At 60.7% G+C, this 25,581-nt stretch carries 29 protein-coding genes and 3 tRNA genes; 15 read left to right on the forward strand and 17 right to left on the reverse strand.

Annotation, left to right across the window (positions count from 1 at the left end):
• Together ABIE40_RS08750 and ABIE40_RS08755 are read right to left on the reverse strand one after the other, a co-directional pair.
• Positions 1 to 210 (reverse strand): hypothetical protein, encoded by a 210-nt coding sequence (locus ABIE40_RS08750; protein ID WP_130278408.1) that lies wholly within the window; start codon positions 208 to 210, stop codon positions 1 to 3.
• 56 nt (positions 211 to 266) lie between these two features.
• Positions 267 to 343, reverse strand: a tRNA-Pro gene (locus tag ABIE40_RS08755).
• 184 nt (positions 344 to 527) lie between these two features.
• Between ABIE40_RS08755 and ABIE40_RS08760 the strand changes: the two genes are divergently transcribed.
• From ABIE40_RS08760 to ABIE40_RS08770, 3 genes are all read left to right on the forward strand, one after another.
• A complete protein-coding gene (locus tag ABIE40_RS08760; RefSeq protein WP_199629351.1) occupies positions 528 to 2,177 on the forward strand; it encodes a phosphoethanolamine transferase in 1,650 nt (549 codons plus the stop codon).
• A gap of 169 nt (positions 2,178 to 2,346) precedes the next feature.
• Positions 2,347 to 2,652 (forward strand): ETC complex I subunit, encoded by a 306-nt coding sequence (locus ABIE40_RS08765; RefSeq protein ID WP_112711677.1) that lies wholly within the window; start codon positions 2,347 to 2,349, stop codon positions 2,650 to 2,652.
• A gap of 44 nt (positions 2,653 to 2,696) precedes the next feature.
• Positions 2,697 to 2,773, forward strand: a tRNA-Arg gene (locus ABIE40_RS08770).
• 147 nt (positions 2,774 to 2,920) lie between these two features.
• Here the strand turns inward: ABIE40_RS08770 and ABIE40_RS08775 are convergent.
• The 4 genes from ABIE40_RS08775 to ABIE40_RS08790 all read right to left on the reverse strand — a co-directional run bounded on the left by ABIE40_RS08775 (position 2,921) and on the right by ABIE40_RS08790 (position 4,421).
• A tRNA-Thr gene (locus ABIE40_RS08775) sits at positions 2,921 to 2,997 on the reverse strand.
• A 132-nt stretch (positions 2,998 to 3,129) separates the two neighbouring features.
• Positions 3,130 to 3,459: a hypothetical protein gene (locus tag ABIE40_RS08780; protein WP_112711679.1), complete on the reverse strand. Its 330-nt coding sequence runs from the start codon at positions 3,457 to 3,459 to the stop codon at positions 3,130 to 3,132.
• A gap of 65 nt (positions 3,460 to 3,524) precedes the next feature.
• Positions 3,525 to 4,124 (reverse strand): Pr6Pr family membrane protein, encoded by a 600-nt coding sequence (locus tag ABIE40_RS08785; RefSeq protein WP_199629350.1) that lies wholly within the window; start codon positions 4,122 to 4,124, stop codon positions 3,525 to 3,527.
• A 9-nt stretch (positions 4,125 to 4,133) separates the two neighbouring features.
• Positions 4,134 to 4,421 carry a hypothetical protein gene (locus tag ABIE40_RS08790; protein ID WP_130278404.1) on the reverse strand — a complete coding sequence of 96 codons (288 nt, stop codon included), beginning with the start codon at positions 4,419 to 4,421 and terminating at the stop codon, positions 4,134 to 4,136.
• Positions 4,422 to 4,733: 312 nt separating this feature from the next.
• Here ABIE40_RS08790 and ABIE40_RS08795 point away from each other — a divergent pair, with 312 nt between their 5' ends.
• A complete protein-coding gene (locus ABIE40_RS08795; RefSeq protein WP_199629349.1) occupies positions 4,734 to 5,453 on the forward strand; it encodes a hypothetical protein in 720 nt (239 codons plus the stop codon).
• A 69-nt stretch (positions 5,454 to 5,522) separates the two neighbouring features.
• On the opposite strand, the gene ABIE40_RS08800 is transcribed toward ABIE40_RS08795, so the two are convergent.
• The 4 genes from ABIE40_RS08800 to ABIE40_RS08815 form a co-directional block, all read right to left on the reverse strand.
• Entirely contained in the window at positions 5,523 to 6,290 is a 768-nt protein-coding gene (locus tag ABIE40_RS08800; RefSeq protein WP_112711687.1) for an amino acid ABC transporter ATP-binding protein, read from the reverse strand.
• 18 nt (positions 6,291 to 6,308) lie between these two features.
• Positions 6,309 to 7,463: an amino acid ABC transporter permease gene (locus ABIE40_RS08805; RefSeq protein WP_199629348.1), complete on the reverse strand. Its 1,155-nt coding sequence runs from the start codon at positions 7,461 to 7,463 to the stop codon at positions 6,309 to 6,311.
• A 1-nt stretch (position 7,464) separates the two neighbouring features.
• Positions 7,465 to 8,667 carry an amino acid ABC transporter permease gene (locus ABIE40_RS08810; RefSeq protein ID WP_112711691.1) on the reverse strand — a complete coding sequence of 401 codons (1,203 nt, stop codon included), beginning with the start codon at positions 8,665 to 8,667 and terminating at the stop codon, positions 7,465 to 7,467.
• A gap of 93 nt (positions 8,668 to 8,760) precedes the next feature.
• Positions 8,761 to 9,786, reverse strand: a complete 1,026-nt coding sequence (locus tag ABIE40_RS08815; RefSeq protein WP_112711693.1) for an amino acid ABC transporter substrate-binding protein — start codon at positions 9,784 to 9,786, stop codon at positions 8,761 to 8,763.
• Between the two features lie 369 nt (positions 9,787 to 10,155).
• Between ABIE40_RS08815 and ABIE40_RS08820 the strand changes: the two genes are divergently transcribed.
• Entirely contained in the window at positions 10,156 to 11,346 is a 1,191-nt protein-coding gene (locus ABIE40_RS08820; RefSeq protein WP_199629347.1) for a cystathionine beta-lyase, read from the forward strand.
• Here the strand turns inward: ABIE40_RS08820 and ABIE40_RS08825 are convergent, their stop codons facing one another.
• Both ABIE40_RS08825 and ABIE40_RS08830 read right to left on the reverse strand, forming a co-directional pair.
• The gene (locus ABIE40_RS08825; RefSeq protein ID WP_199629346.1) at positions 11,347 to 12,480 is read right to left on the reverse strand and encodes an FAD-dependent monooxygenase; all 1,134 of its coding nucleotides are present in this window, start codon (positions 12,478 to 12,480) and stop codon (positions 11,347 to 11,349) included.
• Between the two features lie 26 nt (positions 12,481 to 12,506).
• On the reverse strand, positions 12,507 to 12,752 hold the full coding sequence (locus ABIE40_RS08830; protein WP_112711699.1) for a zinc-finger domain-containing protein: 246 nt from the start codon (positions 12,750 to 12,752) through the stop codon (positions 12,507 to 12,509).
• Positions 12,753 to 12,910: 158 nt separating this feature from the next.
• Here ABIE40_RS08830 and ABIE40_RS08835 point away from each other — a divergent pair, with 158 nt between their 5' ends.
• The 7 genes from ABIE40_RS08835 (at position 12,911) to clpA (ending at position 19,309) form a co-directional block, all read left to right on the forward strand.
• The gene (locus ABIE40_RS08835; RefSeq protein ID WP_199629345.1) at positions 12,911 to 13,690 is read left to right on the forward strand and encodes an alpha/beta fold hydrolase; all 780 of its coding nucleotides are present in this window, start codon (positions 12,911 to 12,913) and stop codon (positions 13,688 to 13,690) included.
• Positions 13,691 to 13,822: 132 nt separating this feature from the next.
• Positions 13,823 to 14,656 (forward strand): serine O-acetyltransferase, encoded by an 834-nt coding sequence (gene cysE / locus ABIE40_RS08840; RefSeq protein ID WP_112711703.1) that lies wholly within the window; start codon positions 13,823 to 13,825, stop codon positions 14,654 to 14,656.
• Positions 14,657 to 14,794: 138 nt separating this feature from the next.
• Complete coding sequence (locus ABIE40_RS08845; protein WP_112388095.1) at positions 14,795 to 14,998, forward strand: DUF3126 family protein; 204 nt, start codon at positions 14,795 to 14,797, stop codon at positions 14,996 to 14,998.
• Positions 14,999 to 15,146: 148 nt separating this feature from the next.
• Positions 15,147 to 15,590 (forward strand): DUF3597 domain-containing protein, encoded by a 444-nt coding sequence (locus ABIE40_RS08850; protein WP_199629344.1) that lies wholly within the window; start codon positions 15,147 to 15,149, stop codon positions 15,588 to 15,590.
• A 231-nt stretch (positions 15,591 to 15,821) separates the two neighbouring features.
• Positions 15,822 to 16,193, forward strand: coding sequence for a phasin family protein (locus ABIE40_RS08855; protein ID WP_112711707.1), 372 nt, complete (start codon positions 15,822 to 15,824; stop codon positions 16,191 to 16,193).
• 259 nt (positions 16,194 to 16,452) lie between these two features.
• Positions 16,453 to 16,806: an ATP-dependent Clp protease adapter ClpS gene (gene clpS / locus ABIE40_RS08860; protein WP_112388172.1), complete on the forward strand. Its 354-nt coding sequence runs from the start codon at positions 16,453 to 16,455 to the stop codon at positions 16,804 to 16,806.
• Positions 16,807 to 16,816: 10 nt separating this feature from the next.
• Entirely contained in the window at positions 16,817 to 19,309 is a 2,493-nt protein-coding gene (clpA, locus tag ABIE40_RS08865) for an ATP-dependent Clp protease ATP-binding subunit ClpA (protein WP_112711709.1), read from the forward strand.
• A 72-nt stretch (positions 19,310 to 19,381) separates the two neighbouring features.
• Here the strand turns inward: clpA and ABIE40_RS08870 are convergent, their stop codons facing one another.
• The 5 genes from ABIE40_RS08870 to ABIE40_RS08890 form a co-directional block, all read right to left on the reverse strand.
• Positions 19,382 to 19,672, reverse strand: coding sequence for a Dabb family protein (locus tag ABIE40_RS08870; RefSeq protein WP_130278399.1), 291 nt, complete (start codon positions 19,670 to 19,672; stop codon positions 19,382 to 19,384).
• 26 nt (positions 19,673 to 19,698) lie between these two features.
• Positions 19,699 to 20,127 carry an HIT family protein gene (locus ABIE40_RS08875; protein WP_199629343.1) on the reverse strand — a complete coding sequence of 143 codons (429 nt, stop codon included), beginning with the start codon at positions 20,125 to 20,127 and terminating at the stop codon, positions 19,699 to 19,701.
• Positions 20,128 to 20,178: 51 nt separating this feature from the next.
• Positions 20,179 to 21,369, reverse strand: a complete 1,191-nt coding sequence (locus ABIE40_RS08880; protein WP_199629342.1) for a GNAT family N-acetyltransferase — start codon at positions 21,367 to 21,369, stop codon at positions 20,179 to 20,181.
• 78 nt (positions 21,370 to 21,447) lie between these two features.
• Positions 21,448 to 22,167 (reverse strand): glycerophosphodiester phosphodiesterase, encoded by a 720-nt coding sequence (locus ABIE40_RS08885; protein ID WP_199629341.1) that lies wholly within the window; start codon positions 22,165 to 22,167, stop codon positions 21,448 to 21,450.
• A 1-nt stretch (position 22,168) separates the two neighbouring features.
• Positions 22,169 to 22,636 (reverse strand): RidA family protein, encoded by a 468-nt coding sequence (locus ABIE40_RS08890; protein ID WP_199629340.1) that lies wholly within the window; start codon positions 22,634 to 22,636, stop codon positions 22,169 to 22,171.
• 136 nt (positions 22,637 to 22,772) lie between these two features.
• On the opposite strand from ABIE40_RS08890, the gene ABIE40_RS08895 reads away from it, so the two are divergent.
• The 3 genes from ABIE40_RS08895 (at position 22,773) to rpsB (ending at position 25,342) form a co-directional block, all read left to right on the forward strand.
• A complete protein-coding gene (locus tag ABIE40_RS08895; protein WP_199629339.1) occupies positions 22,773 to 23,612 on the forward strand; it encodes a cell envelope integrity EipB family protein in 840 nt (279 codons plus the stop codon).
• A 48-nt stretch (positions 23,613 to 23,660) separates the two neighbouring features.
• Positions 23,661 to 24,371 carry a pentapeptide repeat-containing protein gene (locus ABIE40_RS08900; protein ID WP_502944780.1) on the forward strand — a complete coding sequence of 237 codons (711 nt, stop codon included), beginning with the start codon at positions 23,661 to 23,663 and terminating at the stop codon, positions 24,369 to 24,371.
• Positions 24,372 to 24,577: 206 nt separating this feature from the next.
• Positions 24,578 to 25,342 (forward strand): 30S ribosomal protein S2, encoded by a 765-nt coding sequence (gene rpsB / locus ABIE40_RS08905; protein ID WP_112711723.1) that lies wholly within the window; start codon positions 24,578 to 24,580, stop codon positions 25,340 to 25,342.
• Positions 25,343 to 25,581 lie beyond the last annotated feature (239 nt).

Raw genomic sequence — 25,581 nt, forward strand, 5'->3', positions numbered from 1 at the left:
CTACTGCTTCTTGCGGGCAGCCTGCGCCTGGGCGACGGCTTCCTGGCGCACGCGTTCCATGAACCGCGCCATCTTCGCCTTCACCGAGCCATAGGTCCCCAGCTCGAAATTGCAGCTGTAGCAGGTGATGATGTCGTCATCGAGCGGCTGCGGACGCGGGAAGTTCATTCGTGTCTTGCCGCATTTGGGGCAGGGGATTTCGACTTGCATGACCGGCTCCTGCTCGGGCGGGTCACCGCCTGCGGAAGATAGAGATTTAAGGGAAATGGTCGGAGTGGAGAGATTCGAACTCCCGACCCTCTGGTCCCAAACCAGATGCGCTACCAGACTGCGCTACACTCCGAATGAGGGGGCAATACACGCTTCACCGTGACCCCGCAATATCAAAAACGCGCTTGTCCCGTGCTTCGTTGCGGCTTTTGCGTTCAGGATAGTGTCAGGAAGCACCGCCATGGTCGCCCCGATTTTGAGATTGCGGTACTGGCGCGAGTCGTAAGGTGCCGCTGCGCCGGAGCGAACCTGATAGCATGGCAACAGAACAGAAGACGGCGTCGTGGCGCCCGGCGATCGGCAGCATCACGCTCGCCGTCATCGTTTCCCTCTACATCCTCATCGTCGCCAATTACACCTTCTGGAGCCGGGCCTATGTCTATTTCGACGGCCACCGGCCGGCCTTCGTCGGCTTCGTTGCCGGAATGATCGCGCTGACGGTGGCGATCGCCGTCACGTTTTCGGTGAAATATCTGATGAAGCCGGTGCTGATCGTGCTGCTGCTCGCGGCCGTCGCCGCCGCATGGTTCACCGATCGATTCGGCACGATCATCGACCGCGAGATGATCCGTAACGCCGCGGTGACCACCTCGTCGGAAGCCGGGCACCTGATCACCGGCAAATTCATGCTCTACATGCTCCTGTTGGGCGTCGTGCCGTCGCTGCTGATTGCCGCCGTGCGCATCATCCACCGGCCGTTCCCGAGCAAATTCCTGCACAACATGGCGGTCATCATCCCCTGCATCGCGCTGATCGCGATCGTCGGCATGGGCTTCTATCCGACTTATGCTGCCGTCGGGCGCATTCACCGCGACATGATGATGACGATCAATCCGCATTTCCCGATCGGCAGCGCGATCTATTACACCGCCACCTATGGCGATAACCTGAACCTCGTGCGCCAGCCGATCGGCACCGATGCGCATCAGCTGCCGCCTGCAGCACCCGGCAAGCCGCGCGTGCTGTTGATCGTTGCCGGCGAGACGGCGCGCGGCAAGGAATTCTCGCTGGCCGGCTACGGCCGCGACACCAATCCCGAGATGAAGGCCCGTGGCGTCACCTTCTTCCCGGACGTGACGAGCTGCGGCACGGAGACGGCCGTCTCCATCCCCTGCATGTTCTCGGTCTATCCACGCGGCGTCTATAATTACCGCAAGGGCCTGACGACCGACAATCTGACCGACGTGCTCGGCCACGCCAAGGTCGATGTCGAGTGGTGGGACAACGATACCGGCACCTACGGCGTCGCCGACCGCATCAAGTACAAGTATCTGCCCGACACCCGCGATCCGCGCTTCTGCAAGGATGGCGAATGCCTGGACACGATCCTGCTCGACAAGCTGGACGACTGGCTGGCCAACGTGAAGGGCGACAGCGTGCTGGTACTGCATCAGCTTGGCAGCCACGGCCCGGCCTATTACCTGCGCTATCCCGATTCGGCCCGCCGCTTCACGCCGGATTGCCGCGCCGCCGATTTCGCCACCTGCAGGCCCGAGGAAGTCACCAACGCCTATGACAACACGATCGTCATGACCGACCAGGTGATCGCTGCCGTCATCGACAAGCTGAAGGCCCATCAGGGCGAGCTTGCCGGCTCGATGCTCTATCTCTCGGATCACGGCGAATCGCTGGGTGAAAACGGCATCTATCTGCATGGCGCTCCCTATTTCATCGCGCCCGCCGAGCAGACGCATGTGCCGATGGCGCTGTGGCTGTCGGATGAATTCGCCAGCGAGACGCGGCTCGACACCGCCTGCATCGCCGAGCGCGCCAAGCACCCGGCCTCGCACGACAACATGTTCCACAGCGTGCTCGGATTGATGGAAGTCGAGACCAGCGTTCGCGACGCTTCGCTCGACCTCGTTTCGCCCTGCCGCAAGCCAGCGGACAAGCTTGCCTCCAATTGAACTGCGGCAGTTCGCTTTGCCTCGGCTTTTTTCTTGAAACCCGGCGGATTCGCGGATAAGCAAAATTCATCTCTTTGCGCTATCACTGGCGCAGAGAACCGTGCCGCATCAGGCGCGGAAGGTTGAAATATCCGCGGGTGAAACCGCTTATCCGGAGGCGAATGCCGCGATGTCTGCCAAGATCTACCGTCCAGCCAAGACCGCCATGCAGTCCGGCAAGGCCAAGACGCATCTCTGGGTGCTCGAATTCGATCAGGAGCAGCCGCGCAAGATCGATCCGGTCATGGGCTACACCTCGTCCGGCGACATGCGCCAGCAGGTCAAGCTGACCTTCGAGACGCAGGAACTGGCCGAGGCCTATGCCAAGCGCAACGGCATCGAATACCGCGTGCTGCAGCCGAAGGACCCGATCCGCCAGACTGTCGCCTATCCGGATAATTTCCGCTATACCCGCACGCAGCCCTGGACGCACTGATTTCAGGCATACCGCGTTCGCCGCCATCGCAATGGCGGCCGGCCGGCCCCTTAGCTCAACTGGATAGAGCAGCTGCCTTCTAAGCAGCAGGTCGCAGGTTCGAGTCCTGCAGGGGTCGCCATTTGATTTCAGGTGCCACTCCGGGCCCCATACAGCGCTTCAAACATATCAGTTCTTCGCAAAGCCGGTGCCTAGCCAGTCTGTAGCTATGAGACCAGGGTAGCAGAGCTGGCAGCTCGCCAGTAGTTGATAGCATCTTGCGGAAGAATGGTGCCCCTGCCGAGGAGTTGAACCTGGATCGGCTGCTGACAACGCAGCTGCTCTGGCGGTTGAGCTACAAGGGGCGTGAGGCATTCGATAGACCCGGCCGGGCGGGCGGGCAATGCGTTCTTTTCATCAGGGTTAGCGGGTAAGCTTAACGGGCTTGCACCGTATTAAGGAAGAAGGCCCGGTGCGAACACCGGGCCTTCGATCAGATTACTGCTGCGTGGCGCCACCACCCGGTGCCGGCGGGGTTGCCGGGGCAGGGGCGGCATTGTTGTCGGCCGGGGCCATCGGCGTTGCCGGTGCGGGAGCCGGAGCTGCCGGTTCGCTCTTGGTCGAAGCCGTCGTCTGCGGGTCGGTATCGGGCGTGCCGTTCCATTCCATATAGGCGAAGGCGGCAACGGCGATCACCGCGATGGCTGCGACCCAGCCGACCCAGGAGCTGGATTTGCGGGCGCCCACGGGCGTGGTGCGGAAGTCCGGACCGTTCGTCGGATTGAGCGGGCGATTCGGATCATTCAGGTTGTTCGGATCGTATGTCATTGTCTCTACTCCTCTTCTCGTGGAAAGGAGAATGGCTTTCACGCTTATTTGTTCCAGCAGGGCATCTAGAGCGCGCGACGCGCCTGCCTGTTGACGGCGAGCATGGCGTAGCCGAGCAGCAGCAGGCCGGCACCCATCGCCAGCGCGTGGAGGAGCACGCCGCCCCAGCCGATGCTGTGGATATCTAGGAAGGGGTAGGCATAGATCCCCTCGATCCGCCCGCGGATCATCGCATAGGGAAAATAGACGAGCGGCGGCAGTGTCCAGAGCAGCGGGGCGGCGGAGGGCAGGGCGCGCTTGCGCACCGCAATCAGCCAATAGACGGTCATCAGCAGCGGCGTGACGCGGTGATTGAGGGCATCGGCCACGGCCGCCCCGCCGCTGAGCTCCACCATGCCGCGCAGCAGCAGCGCAAACACCACGCCGACAAGGATGATGCTCGTCGTGACGCCGCCGAGAGCGAGCGGCGTGGCGATCCGTTTGAGATCGAAGGCTGCGGCCGTCATGACAAGCGCGACGGCGAGATTGGTCAGGATCGTGAAGTAACGCACCATCACCCATATGGCTTCAGTTGCCGAACCGGAAACCGCGATACTGGCATCGAGCTGGATGGCAAGGCCAGTCCAGGCGGTCAGAGCAATGATGGCAGCTGCAAGCCGCTCCATGTGGGCGGATCAATCGTTCCAGCGGAAGATCGGCCGGTAGACGCGGTTGGCGATCATCAGGCTGCGATCCGGGCGGATGATATAGGTTTCCTCGACCTCGCGGCCGCGCGCATCCACGAATGTATGCGGGAAGTAGGAGCCGATCGGCGACTTCGTCAGCTTCGTGCGCGGCTGGCCGTTGTAGGTGATGCTTCCCGGGATCGGCGCCAGGCCGGGGCCGGAGATATCGCCGCCCGCGGTATTGCATCCGGAGAGCAGTGCTGCAGCAATCAGAACTGAGGCAAGGGTAAGTTTCATCGGAGTGCTCCATCAACGGCAAGGCTGCATCTTAGAACTAGGATTTCGCAGTCTTTTTTCTATGGCCCGGAAGCGCGCCGATTCGCAAACGGCCCGCTGATGACGAGAAAGTGTCCCGTTTCGGAGCGGCCGGCTTCGATCTTTTCTTCGCGCTAACCTAGAGGTTTGGTTGCGTGAAACAATTCTAATATTCTTACGTTCGCTGTCCATGGGCTTGGCTGCAATGGCCGGGTCCACTCGATCGATGGTTCGCGCGTTCCCTCGATTTTCGGCTGCCGGCCAAATCCGGCATTTGGAAAACGGAGGAGTACAATGACTTACGCTTATTCCAGGACCCGGCTTGCCGTTCTCGCAACCGCCTGCTCGATTTTCGTCATGCCGCTCGGCGCTGCTCACGCGCTTGATATCTCGATCGGCGGCAGCAATGGTGTGAATGCCAGCGTCGGCGTGTCATCAGGCAGTTCCGGCGGCCTCGGCGCCAATGTCGGAGCATCCGTCGGCGGTTCGAAGGGCATCAACGCCAATACGAATGCCACGGTCGGCGGCTCGAAAGGCCTCGTCGATGCCGATGTCGACGCAACGGTCGGCGGCAGCGATGGCGTCAAGGCCAAGGTCGGCGCCAATGCGCTGAGCAGCAGCAAGCTCGCCGATATCAATGCAGATGTCTCTGCCGGTGGCAGCAACGGCGTCAATGCCAAGGTGGGTGCAACGGCAGGCGGCAGCCAGCTGCTCGATGCCGATGTCACTGCTTCCGTCGGTGGCCGCAGCGGCATCAACGCCAATGTCGGCGCCGACGTCGGCAACAGCAACAGCGTCGGAGCCACCCTCGGTCTCGGGATCGGCGGCAGCGCCACCGGCAGCAACGGCAATGGTGCCAATATCACGCCCGGTGCCGTGGCGCGCGAGTTCAGCAGGATGGATCCGAGCGACCAGAAGAAGATGCTGGTGCGCTGCCGCGACGTGGCAGCGGGCGGTTATGACTCGGGTCTCGCCGGTCTCTGCAAGATGCTGCGCACGCTGGCATCCCGCTGACGGATATCCCGCTCAAACAAAAAAAGCCGCCGGAGCGATCCGGCGGCTTTTCCTGGAATTGGCTGAGCCTCAGTGCAGGATCTGGCTGAGGAAGAGCTTGGTGCGCTCGTGCTGGGGATTGTCGAAGAATTCGGCGGGCGAATTCTGTTCGACGATCTGGCCCTGGTCCATGAAGATGACTCGGTTGGCGACCTGGCGGGCGAAGCCCATTTCGTGGGTGACGCAGAGCATAGTCATGCCTTCTTCGGCGAGACCGACCATGGTGTCGAGCACTTCCTTGATCATTTCAGGGTCGAGAGCCGAGGTCGGCTCATCGAACAGCATGATCTTGGGGTTCATGCACAGCGAGCGGGCAATTGCCACGCGCTGCTGCTGACCGCCGGAGAGCTGGCCCGGATACTTGTTGGCCTGTTCCGGGATCTTGACGCGCTTGAGGAAGTGCATGGCGACTTCCTCGGCCTGCTTCTTCGGCATCTTGCGCACCCAGATCGGCGCCAGCGTGCAGTTTTCCAGGATGGTCAGGTGCGGGAAGAGGTTGAAGTGCTGGAACACCATGCCGACTTCGCGGCGCACTTCGTCGATCTTTTTCAGGTCGTTGGTGAGCTCGGTACCGTCGACGACGATCTGGCCCTTCTGATGCTCTTCCAGACGGTTGATGCAGCGGATCATCGTCGACTTGCCGGAGCCCGACGGGCCGGCGATGACGATGCGCTCGCCCTTCATGACCTTCAGATTGATGTCGCGCAGAACGTGGAAGTCGCCATACCACTTGTTCATGTTGGTGATTTCGACGGCGACCTCGGTCGCGGAGACGGTGAGCTTTTTAGCTTCAGCCATAGTTGTTACCCTCAATTCTTATCGTTTGTGGCCGGTGTCGAGATGGCGTTCCATGAACACCGAATAGCGCGACATGCCGAAGCAGAAAATCCAGAAGACGAAGCCAGCAAAGATCAATCCTGTCAACGGTGTGACCGCCGAGGCCCAGTTGCCGTCGGAGAAGTTCAGGCGAACGATGCCGAGCAGGTCGAACATGCTGATGATCGACACCAGCGACGTGTCCTTGAACATACCAATGAACGTGTTGACGATGCCAGGGATGACGAGCTTGATCGCCTGCGGCAAAATGATCAGCCGCATCTTCTGCCAATAGCCGAGGCCGAGTGAATCGGCGCCCTCATATTGACCCTTCGCAATGGCCTGCAGGCCGCCGCGGATGACTTCGGCCATATAGGCGGACGCGAAGATCGATACGCCGATGACGGCGCGGATCAGCTTGTCGACATTCCAGCCCTGCGGCAGGAACAGCGGCAGCATGACGCTCGCCATGAACAGAACGGTGATCAGCGGAATGCCGCGGATGACCTCGATGAAGATGACGCAGACCATCTTGACGACCGGCATCTGCGAACGCCGTCCGAGCGCCAGGATGATGCCGAAGGGCAGCGACACGGCGATACCGACGAAGGAGACGACGAGCGTCACCAAGAGGCCGCCCCAGAGCGGCGTCTCGACGATCTCGAGACCGAAGCCGCCGTAAAGCAGCCAGATCGACACGAGCGGCAAGGCAACGAACAGCAGCAGCGCGTTCAGGCCCTTGCGCGGCATCGACGGGATCAGCATCGGCGTCAGCAGCGCTGCGAACATGATGAACACCAGCGTCGGGCGCCAGCGCTCGTCGAGCGTATAGCGGCCATAGACGAACTGATCGAGCTTGGCGTTGACGAAGGCCCAGCAGGCGCCGCTCCATCCATCCGGCTGCGTGCCGCCCTGGACTGTCGTGGCGCAGAAGGTGCGGTCGGTGCCGGTCCAGACGGCCTGGATGAACAGCCAGTTGATCATGTGTGGCAGCACCCAGGCGAGTGCTGCGATCGCAATTACCGTCAGCACGATGTCTTTCGGTGTTGCGAGCAGGTTGCGCCTGATCCAGGCGATTGCGCCGCGCTGGCTTGCCGGAGCCGGTTCTGGCTCCAGCATGGCATTGCGGACGAAAGAAATGTTCGAGCCGGACATCTTATCTCTCCACCAGTGCCATCTTGGCGTTGAACCAGTTCATGAACAGCGAGGTGAGCACGCTGAGCCCGAGATAGACGACGATCCAGACGACGACGACCTCGATCGACTGGCCGGTCTGGTTGAGCGTCGTCCCTCCGACGGCAACGAGATCCGAGAAGCCGACGGCGATTGCCAGCGACGAATTCTTGGTCAGGTTCAGATACTGGCTGGTGAGCGGCGGAATGATGATGCGGAAGGCCTGCGGCACGACGACGAGGCGGGTGACCGAGGACGGATGCAGGCCGAGTGCACCGGCTGCCTCCGACTGGCCCTTCGGCACGCCGCGGATACCGGCACGCACGATCTCGGCGATGAAGGCGGCGGTGTAGAAGGACAATGCCAAAAACAGCGACATGAATTCCGGGCCGACGACGGAGCCGCCGGTCAGGTTGAACTTGCCGGCCACTGGCACGTCGAAGGAGATCGGCAGGCCGGTCACCAGGAATGCGAGGATCGGTAGGCCGGCGATCAGCGCGATCGATACCCAGATCGTGTGAAACTGCTTGCCGGTCGCGGCCTGACGCTTGTGCGCCCAGCGTGCCGTGATCACGGTCGCGATGATGCCGATGACGAGGGCGGCGAGCACCACCCACATGCCCGCCTCGAACATCGGCTTCGGGAAGGCGAGGCCGCGGTTGTTCAGGAACATGCTGAAGGGCAGGTGCAGAGATTCGCGCGGCTGCGGCAGCACGGCGAGAACGCCGGAATACCAGAAGAAGATGACGAGCAGCGGCGGGATGTTGCGGAACACCTCGACATAGACGGTGCAAAGCTTGGCGATCAGCCAGTTATGAGACAGGCGCCCGATGCCGACGATGAAGCCGATGATCGTCGCAGTGATGATGCCGGTGATGGCAACGAGAATGGTGTTCAGGATGCCGACGACGAGCGCCCGGCCGTAGGTCGAATCGCTCGAATAGGAGATCAGCGACTGGCCGATTTCGAAGCCTGCGCGCCCATTGAGAAATGCGAAGCCAGATGCCGTGTTGCTGCGTTGCAGGTTGATCGCCGTATTGTGAGCGACCCACGCTATGAAACCAACGAGCAGAACTACGGTCAGAACCTGGAAAAAGATGCCCCTTAACTTGGGGTCGTAAAGTGCCGACTGGAGCGTCCAGCGGCTCTCCGGCAAAGGTGTCGTGTGCACAGCCTCTTGCGTCATGCCGAGCCTAATCCCCTATGTGCCCGTTTTTGGGCTTTTTTCTTGGAAGATGGAAAGGCGGTTTCCCGCCTTTCCGGCATTCATGTCAAAAGCTTAGCGAACCGGCGGTGCGTACTGGATGCCGCCCTTGTTCCACAGAGCGTTGAGGCCACGCGCGATCTTCAGCGGGCTGCCCTGACCGACGTTGCGCTCGAAGACTTCGCTGTAGTTGCCGACGCCCTTGATGACGTTGTAGGCCCACTCGTTGGTCAGGCCGAGGTCGGTACCGATCTTGGTATCGGCTTCGGTGCCGAGGAAGCGCTTGATATCCGGGTTCGGCGAGTTCTTCATCTCGTCGACGTTGGCCTGGGTGATGCCGAACTCTTCAGCATTCACGAGCGCGTAAGCAGTCCAGGAAACGATGTCGAACCACTGGTCGTCACCCTGGCGAACTGCCGGGCCGAGCGGCTCCTTGGAGATGATCTCCGGAAGGATCATGTGCTCGTCGGGGTTCTTCAGCGTCAGACGCAGCGAGTAGAGGCCCGACTGGTCGGTCGTGTAGACGTCGCAACGGCCGGAGTCGTAAGCAGCGTTGACTTCTTCGAGCTTTTCGAAAACGACCGGGTTGTACTGAAGGTTGTTGGCCTTGAAGTAGTCGGCGAGGTTCAGCTCGGTGGTCGTGCCGGACTGTACGCAGACAGCAGCGCCGGAGAGTTCGAGAGCCGACTTCACGTTCAGGCTCTTGCGAACCATGAAGCCCTGACCGTCGTAGTAGGTGACCGGACGGAAGTTGAAGCCGAGAGCGGTGTCGCGGTTGATCGTCCAGGTGGTGTTACGCGAGAGAACGTCGACTTCGCCCGACTGCAGGGCCGGGAAGCGGTCCTTCGCGGAGAGGGGCGTGTACTTGACCTTGGTCGGGTCGCCGAAGACGGCGGAAGCGACGGCCTTGCAGAAATCAACGTCGAAGCCGGCCCAGTTGCCGGAAGCGTCAGGCTGCGCGAAGCCGAGCAGGCCCGAGTTGACGCCGCACTGAACGAAACCCTTTGCCTTTACGTCTTCAAGAGTGGTTGCCGAGGCCGCATGGGCGCCAAGAGCGAAAACTGCTGCGCCGACGGCGGCGGACAGGAGCTTAATCTTCATTTTTCCCAACCTTTTATCTGTTGTCTTATGTTCTTTGTGGAGGAGACGGCCGAAGAAAACCTTCCCCCCAATTCTCGACACCCTCCCGGCGCGAGTGGTTCTATCACAGTCGCAAATGCCAAGACGGTCAAGTGTCGCAGACAATAAATGCGGCAAAATTCGGCATTTTGGCAAAATGCGCCGTTCTCATAGGCAGTTGGATAGTATTTGGGCAGTGTTTTGCGGAAAAATACCGCGCAATTCACTGATATATCTGCGAAAGTAACGATGCGGGTAATTTTCGGGCAGTTCCGGCTACGGGGTTGACCCGCCTTTGCCCGAGGTCCAAAACTCGCCCATTGCATCCCTCGCCAAAGGCTATTTCAGACTATGAAAGACAAAGACGGTCTCCTGCAGAATGCAGGCATCAACACCCGCCTCTCGCATCTCGGCAACGATCCCTCGGAATATCACGGCTTCGTCAATCCGCCTGTCGTGCATGCATCGACCGTGCTGTTCCCGAATGCCAAGGCGATGGAAACGCGGGCGCAGAAATACACCTATGGAACCCGCGGCACGCCGACGACGGATGCGCTTTGCGAGGCGATCGACGCACTGGAGGGGTCTGCCGGAACGATCCTGGTGCCGTCGGGCCTTGCCGCCGTCACTGTGCCTTTCCTTGCCTTCCTCTCCGCAGGCGATCATGCGCTGATCGTTGATTCCGTCTACACGCCGACCCGCCATTTCTGCGATACGATGCTGACGCGCCTCGGCGTTGAGGTGGAGTACTACGACCCGGCGATCGGCGCGGGAATCGAGCAGCTGTTCAAGCCGAATACCAAGCTGGTGCACACCGAGGCGCCGGGCTCGAACACCTTCGAGATGCAGGACATCCCGGCCATCGCCGCAATCGCCCACAAGCACGGCGCCGTCGTTGCCATGGACAACACCTGGGCGACCCCGGTCTATTTCCGCCCGCTCGATTTCGGCGTCGATATCTCGATCCACGCCGCGACCAAGTATCCGGCCGGTCATTCCGATATCCTGATGGGCACTGTTTCGGCCAATGCCAAGCATTGGGAGCAGCTGAAGGAAGCCAACATCACGCTCGGTATCTGCGGCGCGCCCGACGACGCTTACCAGGTGTTGCGCGGACTGCGCACCATGGGGATCCGCCTGGAGCGCCATTATGAAAGCGCGCTTGAAATCGCCAAGTGGCTGGAAAGCCGCGAGGAGGTTGCCAAGGTTCTCCATCCGGCCCTGCCGAGCTTCAAGGGGCACGACATCTGGAAGCGTGACTTCAAGGGCGCCAGCGGTATCTTCTCCTTCGTGCTGAAGGCAGGCGCGGCCGAGCAGTTCAAGCCGAAGGCGCATGCCTTCCTCGATGCGCTCAGCATCTTCGGCCTCGGCTGGTCCTGGGGTGGTTTCGAGTGCCTTGCGGTTCACGTCAACCTGAACGACCGCCGTATCGCCAAGGCGCCGGAAGGCGGCCCGCTGATCCGTCTGCAGATCGGTCTCGAAGATGTTGCCGACATCAAGGCCGACATCGAGCGCGGCTTTGCCGCATCGAACGCCGTCTGATCAGGCCTGCGGCCGGTAGCCGTAGATCCAGTCGAGATCCGCCGCGAGGCTTTGCGTCGGCTTCATCGACAGGACGATATCACGCCCGATCCTGATGGGACCGCGGGCGTGATAGGCAAAGCGGTTGAACGCACCGCGCTTGCGTATCCTGGCGATCCGCGCCGTCCTCAGCGCTTCGAAGCGGGGCAGGGCCTGTTCGGCACTTTCCCGAGACAGCATCGCCCCAAGCTCGAAGGCATCCTCGATCGCCATCGCCGCGCCCTGCGCCGCAAAGGGCATCATCGCATGCGCGGCATCGCCGACCAGCACGCGGTCACGGCCGTTCTGCCAGCGCCCCTCGGTCGCCTCGTAGAGCGGCCAGAAGGTCGGCGCGATGTCTCCGAAGAGTGACGTGATGCCCGGGTGCCAGCCCTTGAAGCGCGATCGCAATATCTCCAGCTGGTGACGTTCCGCTCCGCCGTCCCAGAGGTGCCGGTCATCCGTGCCGCCGGTGATCGCCACTAGATTGAAGCTCGCGGTCTCTTTCAGCGGATAGCAGACGAGATGTGCGGCCGGGCCGAGATAGGCCGCGACATTGTCGCGATCGAGAAAATCAGGCGCCGACGCCTGAGAAATCGTGAAGCGATAGGCGATATTGCCGGAGAACCGCGGCGAGGGCGCACCGGGAATATGCTGGCGCATCTTCGACCAGACGCCATCGGCGCCGATCACCAACCCGGCAGGCAGGCTAGCGGATTCGAACGGTGTTCCAAGATGCAGGCGGCAGAGCGGGTTGCTGCGCACGGCTTCGAGCAGAACCCGTTGCAAGGTCGCACGATGCAGCACGCCATACGGCGCGTCCCACCGGTCGCGCGCAAAACGTCCGGCCGGAACGGCGGCGAGAGGCCGCAGCGTATCGCCGGCGACGAGCCGGATCATCTCGGGCTCAAGCCAGTGCTTCTCGATCTCGGAGAGAACGCCGAGTTCACGCAGGATTCGCGATGCATTGGGGGAGAGCTGCAGTCCGGCGCCGACTTCGGCAAGCTCGCTTGCCTGCTCGAAAATGTCGGAGCCGATACCGTGCCTGGCAAGCGCCAGCGCGGCCGTCAGCCCCGCAATTCCAGCGCCCGCAATGGCGGCATGTTCGACCGGCATCTGTTATCCGATCCCGGAAGAAATGATCAGGCGGCCTTGACGTGGAAAACGCAGCCGGCCGGGTTCGTCTGGTTGGACTTCAGCGCGCCGTTGAAGCGGTAGAGCGTCGAGCAGTAGGAGCAGACCTTCTCGTTGTCGTCGCCCATGTCGATGAAGATATGCGGATGGTCGAACGGCACGGATGCGCCGGTGCACATGAATTCCTTCACGCCGACTTCGATCACGCGGTGTCCGCCGTCGTTCTGGAAGTGGGGAATGCTGTGGCCGGCCATGTCTGTCTCCGAATGCTTTGAAATTTGGCCGGACATTATCTTTCTTCGCCGCAAATGTGTAGAGCCAAAGCGCCGCAAGCGGCATGGTTTTTTGCCCGCCGGGGTTCACCTCGCGGCAGCGATAAAATATGGTCCGCCGCAAACAGGAACCTGCCTTTATGAACTTGAATACGCCCGCATTCTCCAGCTTCACGCATGATGGCCTCAACCTCGCCTATTTCGACGAAGGCGATCCGAATGGTGCGCCGGTCCTGCTGATCCATGGCTTTGCCTCGACGGCGAGCGTCAACTGGGTGCATCCGGGCTGGCTGAAGACGCTGGGCGATGCCGGTTATCGCGTCATTGCCATGGACAACCGCGGTCACGGCGCAAGCGACAAGCCGCATGATGCCGAGGCCTACCGCCCCTGGATCATGGCGGCTGACTCGATGGCCCTTCTCGATCATCTCGGCATTCCCGAAGCCAATGTCATGGGCTACTCGATGGGTGCCCGCATCTCCGTCTTCGCAGCACTTGCCAATCCGCACCGCGTCCGCTCGCTGGTGCTCGGCGGTCTCGGCATCGGCATGACCGATGGCGTCGGCGACTGGGACCCGATCGCCGATGCACTGCTGGCGCCCTCGGTCGATACCGTCACGCATGATCGCGGCCGCATGTTCCGCATGTTTGCCGAGCAGACCAAGAGCGATCGCCAGGCGCTTGCCATGTGCATCCGCGGATCGCGCGATCTCGTCGCACGGGCCGACATGGGCAAGATCGAGGCAGCGACGCTCATCGGCGTCGGAACAAAGGACGACATCGCGGGTTCGCCTCAGGAGCTTGCCGCCCTGATGCCGAATGCCGAAGCGCTTGATATCCCGGGCCGCGACCACATGCTGGCGGTTGGCGACAGGGTGTTCAAGAAGGCCGTTCTGGAATTTTACGAGAAAGTCGCCTGACGGTGACATGCCGCTTTTGAGCGGATCTTCACGGAAAAATCATCCTAAAAAGGTCTGGCGGCTGCACCCATTTATGTTACAGCCGTTTTGCTTTATACAATGACCTTCCCAAGGGAAATGAGGAGACCGGTAATGGTCGCGAAGACAGACATTCGTCCTCTTGAAGCTGCAAGCTCGCTCAAGGTGATGGATCCGATCTGGGACAGCCTGCGCGAAGAAGCGCGCGTTGCTGCCGAGAAGGATCCGGTCCTGGCGGCTTTCCTTTATTCGACGGTGATCAATCACCGCTCGCTGGAAGAATGCGTCATCCACCGTATCTGCGAACGCCTCGACCATCCCGATATGCAGGCGACGCTGCTGCGTCAGGCTTTTGACGAGATGTTGTCCGACTGGCCGGAATGGAGCGACATCCTGCGTGTCGACATCCAGGCGATCTACGACCGCGATCCCGCATGCCTGCGCTTCATGGAAGCCGTGCTCTATTTCAAGGGTTTTCACGCGCTGCAGACCCATCGTCTGGCTCATTGGCTCCTCAACCGTGGACGCCGCGATCTGGCGCTCTATCTGCAGAGCCGTTCGTCCAGCGTATTTCAGACGGATATCAATCCGGCGGCGCGGATCGGGAAGGGCATCTTCCTCGATCACGCAACCGGTCTGGTGGTCGGCGAAACGGCTGTGATCGGTGACAACGTCTCGATCCTGCATGGCGTGACGCTCGGCGGTACCGGCAAGGAAGGCGCAGACCGCCATCCGAAGATCGGTAGCGGCGTGCTGATCGGTGCGGGTGCCAAGATCCTCGGCAATATCGAGATCGGCTATTGCTCGCGCGTCGCCGCAGGCTCGGTGGTGCTGAAGGCCGTTCCCCCGAAGACGACCGTTGCCGGCGTGCCGGCGAAGGTGGTCGGAGAAGCCGGGTGTTCGGAGCCGTCGCGGATAATGGACCAGGTGATCGGCGCCGATATCTGAGCCGCTCATATCAGAAACGGCTGAAAAAGCGGGCCGCAAACGCAAGGGGAAAGCCGGTGCACTTGCGTGCCGGCAGCCTTTACAGCGCCGCTTTTCCTGTGCAAGAAGCGGCCAACTGAGACCGCTAGGAGATCAAGTGTGAAGCCTGAAGAACTCAAGAAGCTCGACGCCTATTTCAAGAAAACGCTCAATCCGGAAATCGTCGTGAAGGCGCGTCCGCGCAAGAACGACTCGGCTGAAGTTTACCTCGGCGAGGAGTTCCTGGGTGTCGTCTATATCGATGACGAAGACGGCGACCGCTCCTATAACTTCTCGATGGCGATCCTCGACGTCGATCTCTGATCAGCGCCGCCATTCGCTGAATATCACGGGCCGCTCTGCGGCCCGTTTGTTTTTGCCGAAACAATCCGGGCGGTATCGCTGGATGAACCGGCCCTCTGCTCCATTTTAGGGATTGCGAATGCGATCAACCAAAATGGAGGCTGAGGACATGGGTATTTTCGACAAGATCAAGCATGCGATCTTCGGTGAGGCCAAGGCGGCACCGGTAACGGCCGCTGCGCCGCCGAAGGCCGAGCCCGCTGCGGCGGCTCCCGCTTCGCCTTCGGCCGCCCCTGCGGCTGCAGCGCCCGCAGCATCTCCGGCGCCTTCCGCACCCGCGCCAAGCGCGGCAGCTCCTGTCGATATCGTACCCATCCTCGATGCTGCCGTGAAGAAGAGCGGCCAGAAGCTCGACTGGCGCCGCTCGATCGTCGATTTGATGAAGGCGGTCGGCATGGATGCCAGCCTTGCCGAGCGCAAGGAGCTGGCAGCCGAGCTTGGTTATTCCGGTGATACCGGCGACTCCGCCAAGATGAACATGTTCCTGCACAAGGCGCTGATGAAGCGGCTGTCCGAGAATGGCGGCAAGGTACCGGCCGATCTGCTCGACTAGGAGGCAAACGCAAATGTGTTTTCGAGGCTTCGCTGGCTAATGGCGAAGCCTCAGGTTGCGACTTGCTGATATATGTCTGCAAAATCAATGATGGATGTACGTCCCTCTTTTTTGCTGGAGTATTTCTGAACGCGAATGCACGCATGAGTCGTTTTGCATTGCACAAAATCGCTTGACTCCTGAAGCTTTGCAGCTACCTTTTTTGCTGCAGAGCCGAAGAGGAGGATGTGCATGTTCAACTTTGACGAGACGAACCGCAAGAGCAAGGAAGCCATGGACACGATGCTCAAGAGCTATTCGGATAGCGCCAAGGGCTTCCAGGCGATCGCCACCGAAGCGGTGGAATATTCCAAGAAATCCTTTGAAGACGCAGTCAAGCATTTCGAGGCGCTGACGGGCGTTCGCAGCATCGAAGCTGCCTTCGACCTTCAGAGCAGCTATGTGAAATCGTCCTACGAAAGCTTCGTTGCCGAAGCCACCAAGATGGGCGACATGTATTCCGACCTCGCCAAGGGCGCCTACAAGCCCTACGAAGCGCAGGTTCCAGCACCGATCGTGAAGGCCGCCAAGGCCGCAGCGCAGGCGACACCCGCCGCGGCCTGATTTCATGCGCCTGATGGGCGCACCCCTTGAAAAACGAAGACCGGCTACGCACTTGCGGCCGGTCTTTTTTGTTTTCTGCCGCATTCAAGAAATAGTCCGGGACTTTTTTCGCGTTTGCGTCAAGTCCTGCGGAATTGTGATTGCAGTCGGGAACAAGGGGCTTAAAATCGCAGCATTATGAACTAAGTTAGTGTTTCAGATATTCGGTGGGTAAAGCATCCTCCCATGCACCATCGGACTGATCGAGGAATGAATGAAAATGATCGCAAAGCCGATCCGGATGCAAAACGATGGCGAAAGGAACGGGGACAACGGAAATCGCGGAACCTCGGTCATTACACGTACCAAGCCAAAGACCAAGAAGCCCAATCTCTACCGCGTGCTCATCCTGAATGACGACTACACTCCCATGGAATTCGTCATCCACATCCTGGAGCGGTTTTTCCAGAAAGATCGCGAAAGTGCTACCCGCATCATGCTGCATGTCCATAACCACGGCGTCGGCGAGTGCGGGATATTTACATACGAGGTAGCGGAGACCAAGGTGAGCCAGGTGATGGACTTTGCCCGGCAGCATCAGCATCCGCTGCAATGCGTCATGGAAAAGAAGTGAGGATCACAACGTGCCAACATTTTCGCCTAGCTTAGAAAAGGCGCTCCATCAGGCACTGACCTTTGCCAACGAGCGGCATCACGAATATGCCACGCTCGAGCATCTGCTGCTCGCCCTTGTAGACGACTCCGATGCGGCCGCGGTCATGGGTGCCTGCAACGTCGATCTCGACGCGCTCCGCAAGACACTGATCGAGTACATCGACAACGAACTCTCCAACCTGGTCACCGGATATGACGAGGACTCCAAGCCGACCTCCGGCTTCCAGCGCGTCATCCAGCGTGCCGTCATCCATGTCCAATCCTCCGGCCGCGAGGAAGTGACCGGCGCCAACGTGCTCGTCGCCATCTTCGCCGAGCGCGAAAGCCATGCCGCATACTTCCTGCAGGAACAGGAAATGACCCGCTACGACGCGGTCAACTACATCTCGCACGGGATCGGCAAGCGGCCGGGCTCGTCGGAAAGCCGCACCCCGCGCGGTGCCGAGGACGAATCCGAAAGCAAGCCGAGCGCATCGCGCGGCGGCGAGGACGATGCGGCCGGCAAGAAGCAGCAGGATGCGCTGAAGGCTTACTGCGTCAATCTCAACGAGAAGGCCAAGACCGGCAAGATCGACCCGCTGATCGGCCGCCACGCCGAAGTCAGCCGGACGATCCAGGTCCTGTGCCGCCGTTCGAAGAACAATCCGCTCTATGTCGGTGATCCCGGCGTGGGCAAGACGGCGATTGCCGAAGGCCTCGCCAAGCGCATCGTCGAAGGCAAGGTTCCGGAAGCGCTCGCTGACGCCACCATTTTCTCGCTCGACATGGGCACGCTGCTCGCTGGCACCCGCTACCGCGGTGACTTCGAAGAGCGCCTGAAGCAGGTCGTCAAGGAGCTTGAAGAGTATCCGGGCGCCGTTCTGTTCATCGACGAGATCCATACGGTGATCGGCGCCGGCGCCACCTCGGGCGGCGCGATGGATGCATCGAACCTCCTGAAGCCTGCTCTGTCTTCGGGTGCGATCCGCTGCATCGGTTCGACCACCTACAAGGAATACCGCCAGTTCTTCGAAAAGGACCGGGCTCTGGTTCGCCGCTTCCAGAAGATCGACGTCAACGAGCCGTCGATCGACGATGCGATCGAAATCATGAAGGGCCTGAAGCCTTACTTCGAAGAGTATCACCACCTGCGTTATTCGAATGACGCCATCAAGTCGGCTGTCGAGCTGTCGGCCCGCTATATCTCCGACCGCAAGCTGCCGGACAAGGCGATCGATGTCATCGACGAAACCGGTGCGGCCCAGATGCTGTTGCCGCCGTCGCGGCGCCGCAAGCTGATCACCGAAAAGGAGATCGAAGCGACCATCGCGACCATGGCCCGCATTCCGCCGAAGACCGTGTCGAAGGATGACGAAGCCGTTCTTGCCAATCTCGAGCAGGAACTACGCTCGGTGGTCTACGGCCAGGATACGGCGATCGAAGCCCTGTCGACGGCGATCAAGCTGGCCCGTGCCGGTCTGCGCGAACCGAACAAGCCGATCGGCTCCTACGTTTTTTCCGGCCCGACGGGCGTCGGCAAGACGGAAGTCGCCAAGCAGCTTGCTTCCTCGCTTGGCGTCGAGATGCTGCGCTTCGACATGTCTGAGTATATGGAGCGTCACACGGTTTCGCGTCTGCTCGGTGCACCTCCCGGCTATGTCGGCTTCGACCAGGGCGGTCTCCTGACCGATGGCGTCGATCAGCATCCGCATTGCGTCGTTCTGCTCGACGAAATCGAGAAGGCGCATCCTGATATCTACAACATCCTGTTGCAGGTGATGGACCACGGCACGCTGACCGACCATAACGGCAAGAAGATCGACTTCCGCAACGTCATCCTGATCATGACGACCAATGCGGGCGCGTCCGAAATGGCCAAGGCCGCCTTCGGCTTCGGTTCGTCGAAGCGCAGCGGTGAGGATGAAGAGGCGTTGAACCGCCTGTTCACGCCGGAGTTCCGCAACCGTCTCGATGCGATCATTCCGTTCGCCTCGCTGCCGACCGCCGTCATCCACAAGGTCGTCCAGAAGTTCATCATGCAGCTGGAAGCACAGCTTTCCGAACGCAACGTGACCTTCGACCTGCACGAGGATGCGATCGCCTGGCTGGCCGAAAAGGGTTACGACGAGAAGATGGGTGCCCGCCCGCTCGCTCGCGTCATCCAGGATGTTATCAAGAAGCCGCTGGCCAACGAAATCCTGTTCGGCAAGCTGAAGAAGGGTGGCGTCGTCACCGTCAGCGTCGGTCCGAAGGAAGACGGCAAACCCGGCATCGTGCTCAATTCCGTTTCGGAACTGGCGCCGATCAAGCCGAAGCCCGAAGCAGAGGCCATCCATCCGGAAGCCGATCATGACGACGATGGCGAGCTGAAGACCAAGGCCAAGAAGGTCACGGCGAAGAAGGCCAAAGCCTCGGCCGAGCCCGAAGTCAAGTCCGCGCCCAAGAAGGGCAGCGCCGTACCGAAAGTGCCGCGCAAGAACTGAATGTCACCGGCAGGTGAATAACGAAAAGGCCGCAGCAATGCGGCCTTTTTTGCTTTCAAGTGGTCGCCGGCCTCAGAGAGGCTGGTAGTCGATTTCGAGGAAATCCTCGACCTCGGGCACCCACCGGTCCCGCACGAAGGCGACATGGGCGGGATGCACATTATAGGCGTCGTAGCCGGCCTGGTTTTCGAACTCCATGGAAAAGCCGAACGCGAAGGCGTTCTTCGGGCTGGTCTGACGGAGTTGCTCGAAGTTGCGTACGCTCGGGATCTGCGCCAGATCGAGTGCGGCGCTGAGAAACGCCTTCTCTTCAGGCGAACCGGCGGAATGCTTGAGGCGGAACGCCACGGTATGACGGATCATCGATAGTCCTCCCGACGATTGCTGGCTCAGCCGAGCTCGGCCTTGATCTTCTCGGCATTGGCGGCAAGCACGGCGCCGTCTTCCATCTTGCCGGAATGCGGCTTCAGCGCCACGCCCTCGTGGCGCGGGATGACGTGAAAGTGCAGGTGGAACACCGTCTGGCCGGCCGCCGGCTCGTTGAACTGGCAGACGAAGACGCCGTCGGCGTCGAAGGCATCCTGCACGGCATTGGCGATCTTCTGGACAACGGTGATCGAATACGAAAGCGCTGCCGGATCGGCATCGAGGAGGTTGCGCGAAGGCGCCTTGGGAACGACGAGCACATGGCCCGGCGCCTGCGGCATCACGTCCATGAAGGCAACGGTCTGCTCGTCTTCGTAGACGCGATGCGAGGGGATTTCGCCGCGCAGGATCTTGGCGAAAATGTTGTTGTCGTCATAGGCGGCGCTGGTCATCGAAAATCTCCTCATGTGTGCTGATCGGGTAGCGCGGCGGAGGCGAGGGCGTCAATCCTCCTGCTGCCGTTCACCTTTGCGGAAGGGGCTGTGGTCGGTGAGGATCTCGTTCATATGCTCGACATCCTCCCGCTCACGCTCGAGATAATCCGAAATTGCCCGGCGAAGCCCCGCATGAGCGACATAATGCGCCGAATGCGTCGTGACCGGCAGGTAGCCGCGGGCAAGTTTGTGCTCGCCCTGTGCCCCGGCCTCGACGCGCTTCAGGCCCTTGGCAAGCGCAAAGTCGATCGCCTGGTGATAGCAGACCTCGAAATGCAGGTAGGGGTGATCCTCGATACAGCCCCAGTGGCGGCCGTAAAGCGTATCGCCGCCGATGAAATTGATGGCGCCCGCCACATAGCGCCCGTCACGCTTCGCCATCACCAGCAGGATATCGTCGGGCATGCGTTCGCCGATCAGCGAGTAGAATTTCCGGGTGAGATAAGGGCGGCCCCATTTGCGGCTGCCGGTATCCATGTAGAAAGAAAAGAACTGGTCCCAGATTCGCTCCGTCAGATCGGCGCCGGTCAGCCAGTCGATTCTGATGCCGTTCCCAAGCGCCGCGCGCCGCTCCTTCTTCAGCGCCTTGCGCTTGCGCGATGCCAGCGTCTCAAGGAAAGCGTCGTGATCGGCATAGCCGTCATTGATGAAATGGAACTGCTGGTCGGTGCGATGCAGATAGCCGTCCGTCTCGAAAACCGAGATCTCGTCTTCGGGAACGAAGGTCACATGCGCCGAGGAGACGCCGAGGCGGCGCACCACTTCCTTGAGGCTTTCGGCAATCGCACTCTGGATCGGCCGCCGCTCGAAACCTTCGGCGACGAGGAGGCGCGGCCCGGTCGCGGGCGTGAAGGGGATCGAGCATTGCAGCTTCGGATAATAGTGCCCGCCGGCGCGCTCGAAGGCGTCGGCCCAGCCGTGATCGAAGACATACTCGCCCTGGCTGTGGTTCTTCAGATAGCCGGGCAGGGCGCCGATCAGCTCTCCCTTGTCAGTCTCCAGCAGAAGATGATGCCCGAGCCAGCCGGTATCGGCCGTCGCCGAGCCTGATTCTTCAAGAGAAGACAGGAACGCGTGGGAGAGGAATGGATTGTAGGGAACGGTGTCCGCCGCTTTCGATGTTCCGGAGAGCCGTGACCAGCTCTCCGGGGAAATGGCGGTAAAAGACCGTTCGACGCGGATCGAGATTTCATCAGTCATGGAGCAAAAGACGAAGCCTTCGGGGGAGGAGTGTGGCTCCCTTTCAGTCTGCGCACGATCTTGTCCAAAAAGCGAGCATCAAACCGAAACGCGCGGATCAAATCCCTCGAAGGTCATCTGATCGGCGTTTTCGAAGGTATGCTTGCGGGCCTTCTCGTCGCGGACCGTCCAGGTGATCACCGGAATGCCCTTGGCGCGCTGGCCCGAGATGAACGGGTTCGGCAGGTCGGCGAAGAAATAGGAGATGAAGTCGAGGCCGAGTGCCATCGCCTTCTCGTGTACCTCGAATTCCTCCGGCTTGTTGCCACCCGCAGTCAGGCCGACCGGGTAGGGTGCGTTCAGCGCCTTCAGGTCGCGCAGCAGCCAGTGATCGAAGCTCATCAGCGCCACCTTGCCCTGGTATCCTTCGAGCACTTCAAGCACTGTTTCGGCAAAGCCTTCGTCATCGGCCTCACGGCCCTTGAGTTCGAGCACCAGCGGCACCTTGCCCTGGACGAGATCGAGCAGCTGCTTCAGCGTAGGGATCTTGTCGGCAGTGCCACCGACCGAGAGCAGGCCCAGTTCCTGCGAGGTCCGGGCGCGGATATCGCCCGGCATGTTGCAGAGGCGCTCGAGGTTCTCGTCGTGGAAGATGATCGGCACGCCATCGGAGGCGTAGTGCAGGTCGCATTCGATCGCAAAACCGGCTTCGACAGCGCGCGAAAACGCCGTAAGCGTGTTTTCCCACACGAGCTTGTTGGTGTCGTGGTAGCCGCGATGGGCGACCGGGAGTTCCTTGATCCAGGCTGCGGAGGTCATGTTATGCGATTTCCATGATGGCATCGATTTCGACGGCGGCGTTGAACGGCAGGGCGGCCATGCCGACGGCGGCGCGCGCATGCTTGCCGGCTTCGCCGAGAACGTTGGCGATCAGGTTGGACGCGCCGTTGATGACGAGGTGCTGCTCGACGAATTCAGGCGCGGAAGCGACGAAGCCGTTCAGCTTGATGACGCGCGTGATGCGGCCGAGATTGCCGCCGAGCGCGGCATTGGCCTGCGCCAGGATGTTGATGGCGCAGAGTTCGGCAGCACGCTGGCCGGCAGCAACGTCGACATTCTTGCCGAGATGGCCGCTGACGGCGACCTTGCCGCCTTCGAGCGGCAGCTGGCCCGAGATGTAGAGAAGTCCGCCGCTGATCACATAGGGAACATAGTTCGCCGCAGGAGCAGCCGCTTCCGGCAGAGTTATCCCCATTTCCTTGAGTTTTGCGGCAATCTGGTCGGACATTTTCGCCTCCACTTTCATTGTCAATGCTTCAAAAATTATGCATCAAGACTAGAATATTGCGTATGACAGCTTCCAGCCTCGATTTGGCCGAAAGCGTTCTTATAACATCGCGGCCGAGTCCAACAGGAGATAATGGATGTTCCGATCGAGTCTTGCCGCTCTGCTGCTTGCAAGCGTTTCCGTAAATGCATGGGCTGCGGCGCCCGCTGCCGGAGCGGCGATCGCTTCTGGCCTTGTCGCGCATCGGGCAATTTACGATCTGGAGCTCAAGGACGCCTCGGAACGCTCGGGCATCGCCGGCATGTCGGGCCGCATGGTCTACGAATTCAACGGCAATTACTGTGAAGGCTTCACAACCAATTTCCGTTTCGTGACGCAGATCGATACCGGCGACAACACCCGCGTCAGCGACCAGCAGACCAAGACCTTCGAGAATATCAAGGACCGCAAGTTCACCTTCGAGACGAAGTCCTTCACGGACGATCAGCTCGACAAGGAAGTGAACGGCGAAGCGAGCGACAAGGCCGATGGCGTCACCGTCGATTTGACGAGCCCGCAGGCGAAAGAGCTGCAGCTCGCCGAGAGCCGTTTCCCCACCGAGCACATGCTCGACGTGATCGAGAACGCCAAGTCGGGCAAGCGCTTCTTCGAAGCCCGCGTCTTCGACGGTTCCGACGATGGCGACAAGGCCCTGGCGACCACGACCGTTGTCGGCAAGCTCGTCAGCCCCAAGGCCGGCGATGAGGCTGATGCCGGCAATGCCGGGGCCTTCGCCAAGACCGCTTTCTGGCCGGTGACGATTTCCTACTTCAACGAGAACAGCAAGACCGACGCCTTGCCAGTCTACCGCATGTCGTTCAAGCTCTATGAGAACGGCATCACCCGTGATCTGACGATGGACTATGGCGACTTCGTTCTGACGGGGAAGCTCGCCAAGCTTGAAATGCTCGACAAGAAGCCCGAGACCTGCAAGTAACCTCTTGAAGCCGCATCGAATCGGCAGGTCTTCTTCCGGGAGGTTGGCATGGCACACATGCCGGTAAAATTGCTTGCGACATCCTTGATCGCGCTCGGTGCCGTCTGCGCCGCGCTGCCCGCGCTGGCGGCCGATTGCAGCGATACGCCTTATTCCGGCGTCGATTGGAGCAATTGCAACAAGAAGAACCTGATGCTGGAGTCGAGCGACTTCGAGGGCGCCAATCTCTCGGATGCCGACCTGTCGCAGACCAGCCTGAAAGGCGCCAATCTCACTTCGGCGAATTTCGAGAAGGCGACGCTGGTGCGCGCCTGGCTCGAGGGTGCCAAGGCTGACGGCGCCAAGTTCGACAAGATCGAAGCCTACCGCTCGGTTTTCCAGAATGCCTCGGCGCAGAAGGCCTCCTTCGTTGCTGCTGAGCTGCAGCGCGCCGACTTCACCGGCGCACAGCTTTCGGGCTCCAGCTTCGAGAAGGCCGAGCTCGGCCGTACCAATTTCAGCAAGGCGACGCTCAGCGAATCCAAGTTTTCGCTCGCGAACTTGTCGCGCGCCAACATGGTCGGCGCGACCTTTGGCGGTCAGGTCAGCTTCGACCGTGCCTTCATGTATCTGACGCGCATCGAAGGCGTCGATCTGTCTTCGGCGCAGGGACTGGAGCAGACCCAGATCGAGTTGGCCTGCGGCGACGCCTCGACGAAGCTGCCGTCGGGCCTCAAGGCGCCGGCCGGTTGGCCGTGCCCGGCTGAAACCGACAATTGACGCTGGCGGCGCCCGCGGATCCCTGCAATCAGGCAGTTTTTTTCCGCGCAAGCCTTGCATTTGCAGTGAATCGACTGTAAGGGCACCCGCATTCCACACGCAAGGCATGGGATGGTCCGGGAGAAATCCGGATTGTTCCGCCCGGTGGCATCTCGAAAGGATGCTGTTCGTCTTGCGGGGGTTCAACCGGAAAAGGATGACTAGGCATGGCATTGCCCGATTTTTCTATGCGCCAGCTTCTTGAAGCAGGCGTCCACTTCGGCCACCAGACGCACCGCTGGAACCCGAAGATGAAGCCGTACATTTTCGGCGATCGTAACAACATTCACATCATCGACCTCGCTCAGACGGTTCCGATGCTGTCGCGCGCCCTCCAGGTCGTGTCCGACACCGTTGCCCGTGGCGGCCGCGTTCTGTTCGTCGGCACCAAGCGTCAGGCTTCCGAGCTCATCGCTGACTCGGCCAAGCGTTCCGCTCAGTACTACGTCAACTCGCGTTGGCTCGGCGGCATGATGACCAACTGGAAGACGATCTCCAACTCGATCCAGCGCCTGCGCAAGCTCGACGAGATCCTGAGCTCGGAAGGCTCCGGCTACTCCAAGAAGGAACGCCTGAACCTTGAGCGCGAGCGCGAAAAGCTCGACAAGGCCCTCGGTGGTATCAAGGACATGGGCGGCACGCCGGACCTGATGTTCATCATCGACACCAACAAGGAAAAGATCGCGATCGACGAAGCCAAGCGCCTCGGCATTCCGGTCGTTGCCATCATCGACTCGAACTGCGATCCGGACCTGATCGACTATCCGATCCCGGGTAACGACGACGCTTCGCGCGCCATCGCTCTCTACTGCGACCTGATCGCACGCGCTGCCATCGACGGCATCGCTCGTCAGCAGGGCGCATCGGGCCGCGATCTCGGTGCAGCGATCGACGCACCGGTTGAGCCGGCGCTCGACGAAACCGGCGCCTGATAAAGAAGCAGGCGGGCAGTATCGCCCGTCATGCTTTCCAGAGATTGGGGAAGGCCGCTCGCGACTCTCAGAAGTTCGGCGGCCTTGACCATTTCAGGCGAGGGCGATCTGCCCCTTGCCGCCACAGTTTCGATATGACGCGTCATTCATCACGCTGTCATACATACAGGTACATTTCGTGCCTCAATCCGGTGCAGCACCGCGTTTCGCGGGCCACCGTTTGAACCGACAAAGAGGAA

The organism is Rhizobium sp. OAE497 (assembly GCF_040546565.1).
GTDB lineage: Bacteria > Pseudomonadota > Alphaproteobacteria > Rhizobiales > Rhizobiaceae > Rhizobium.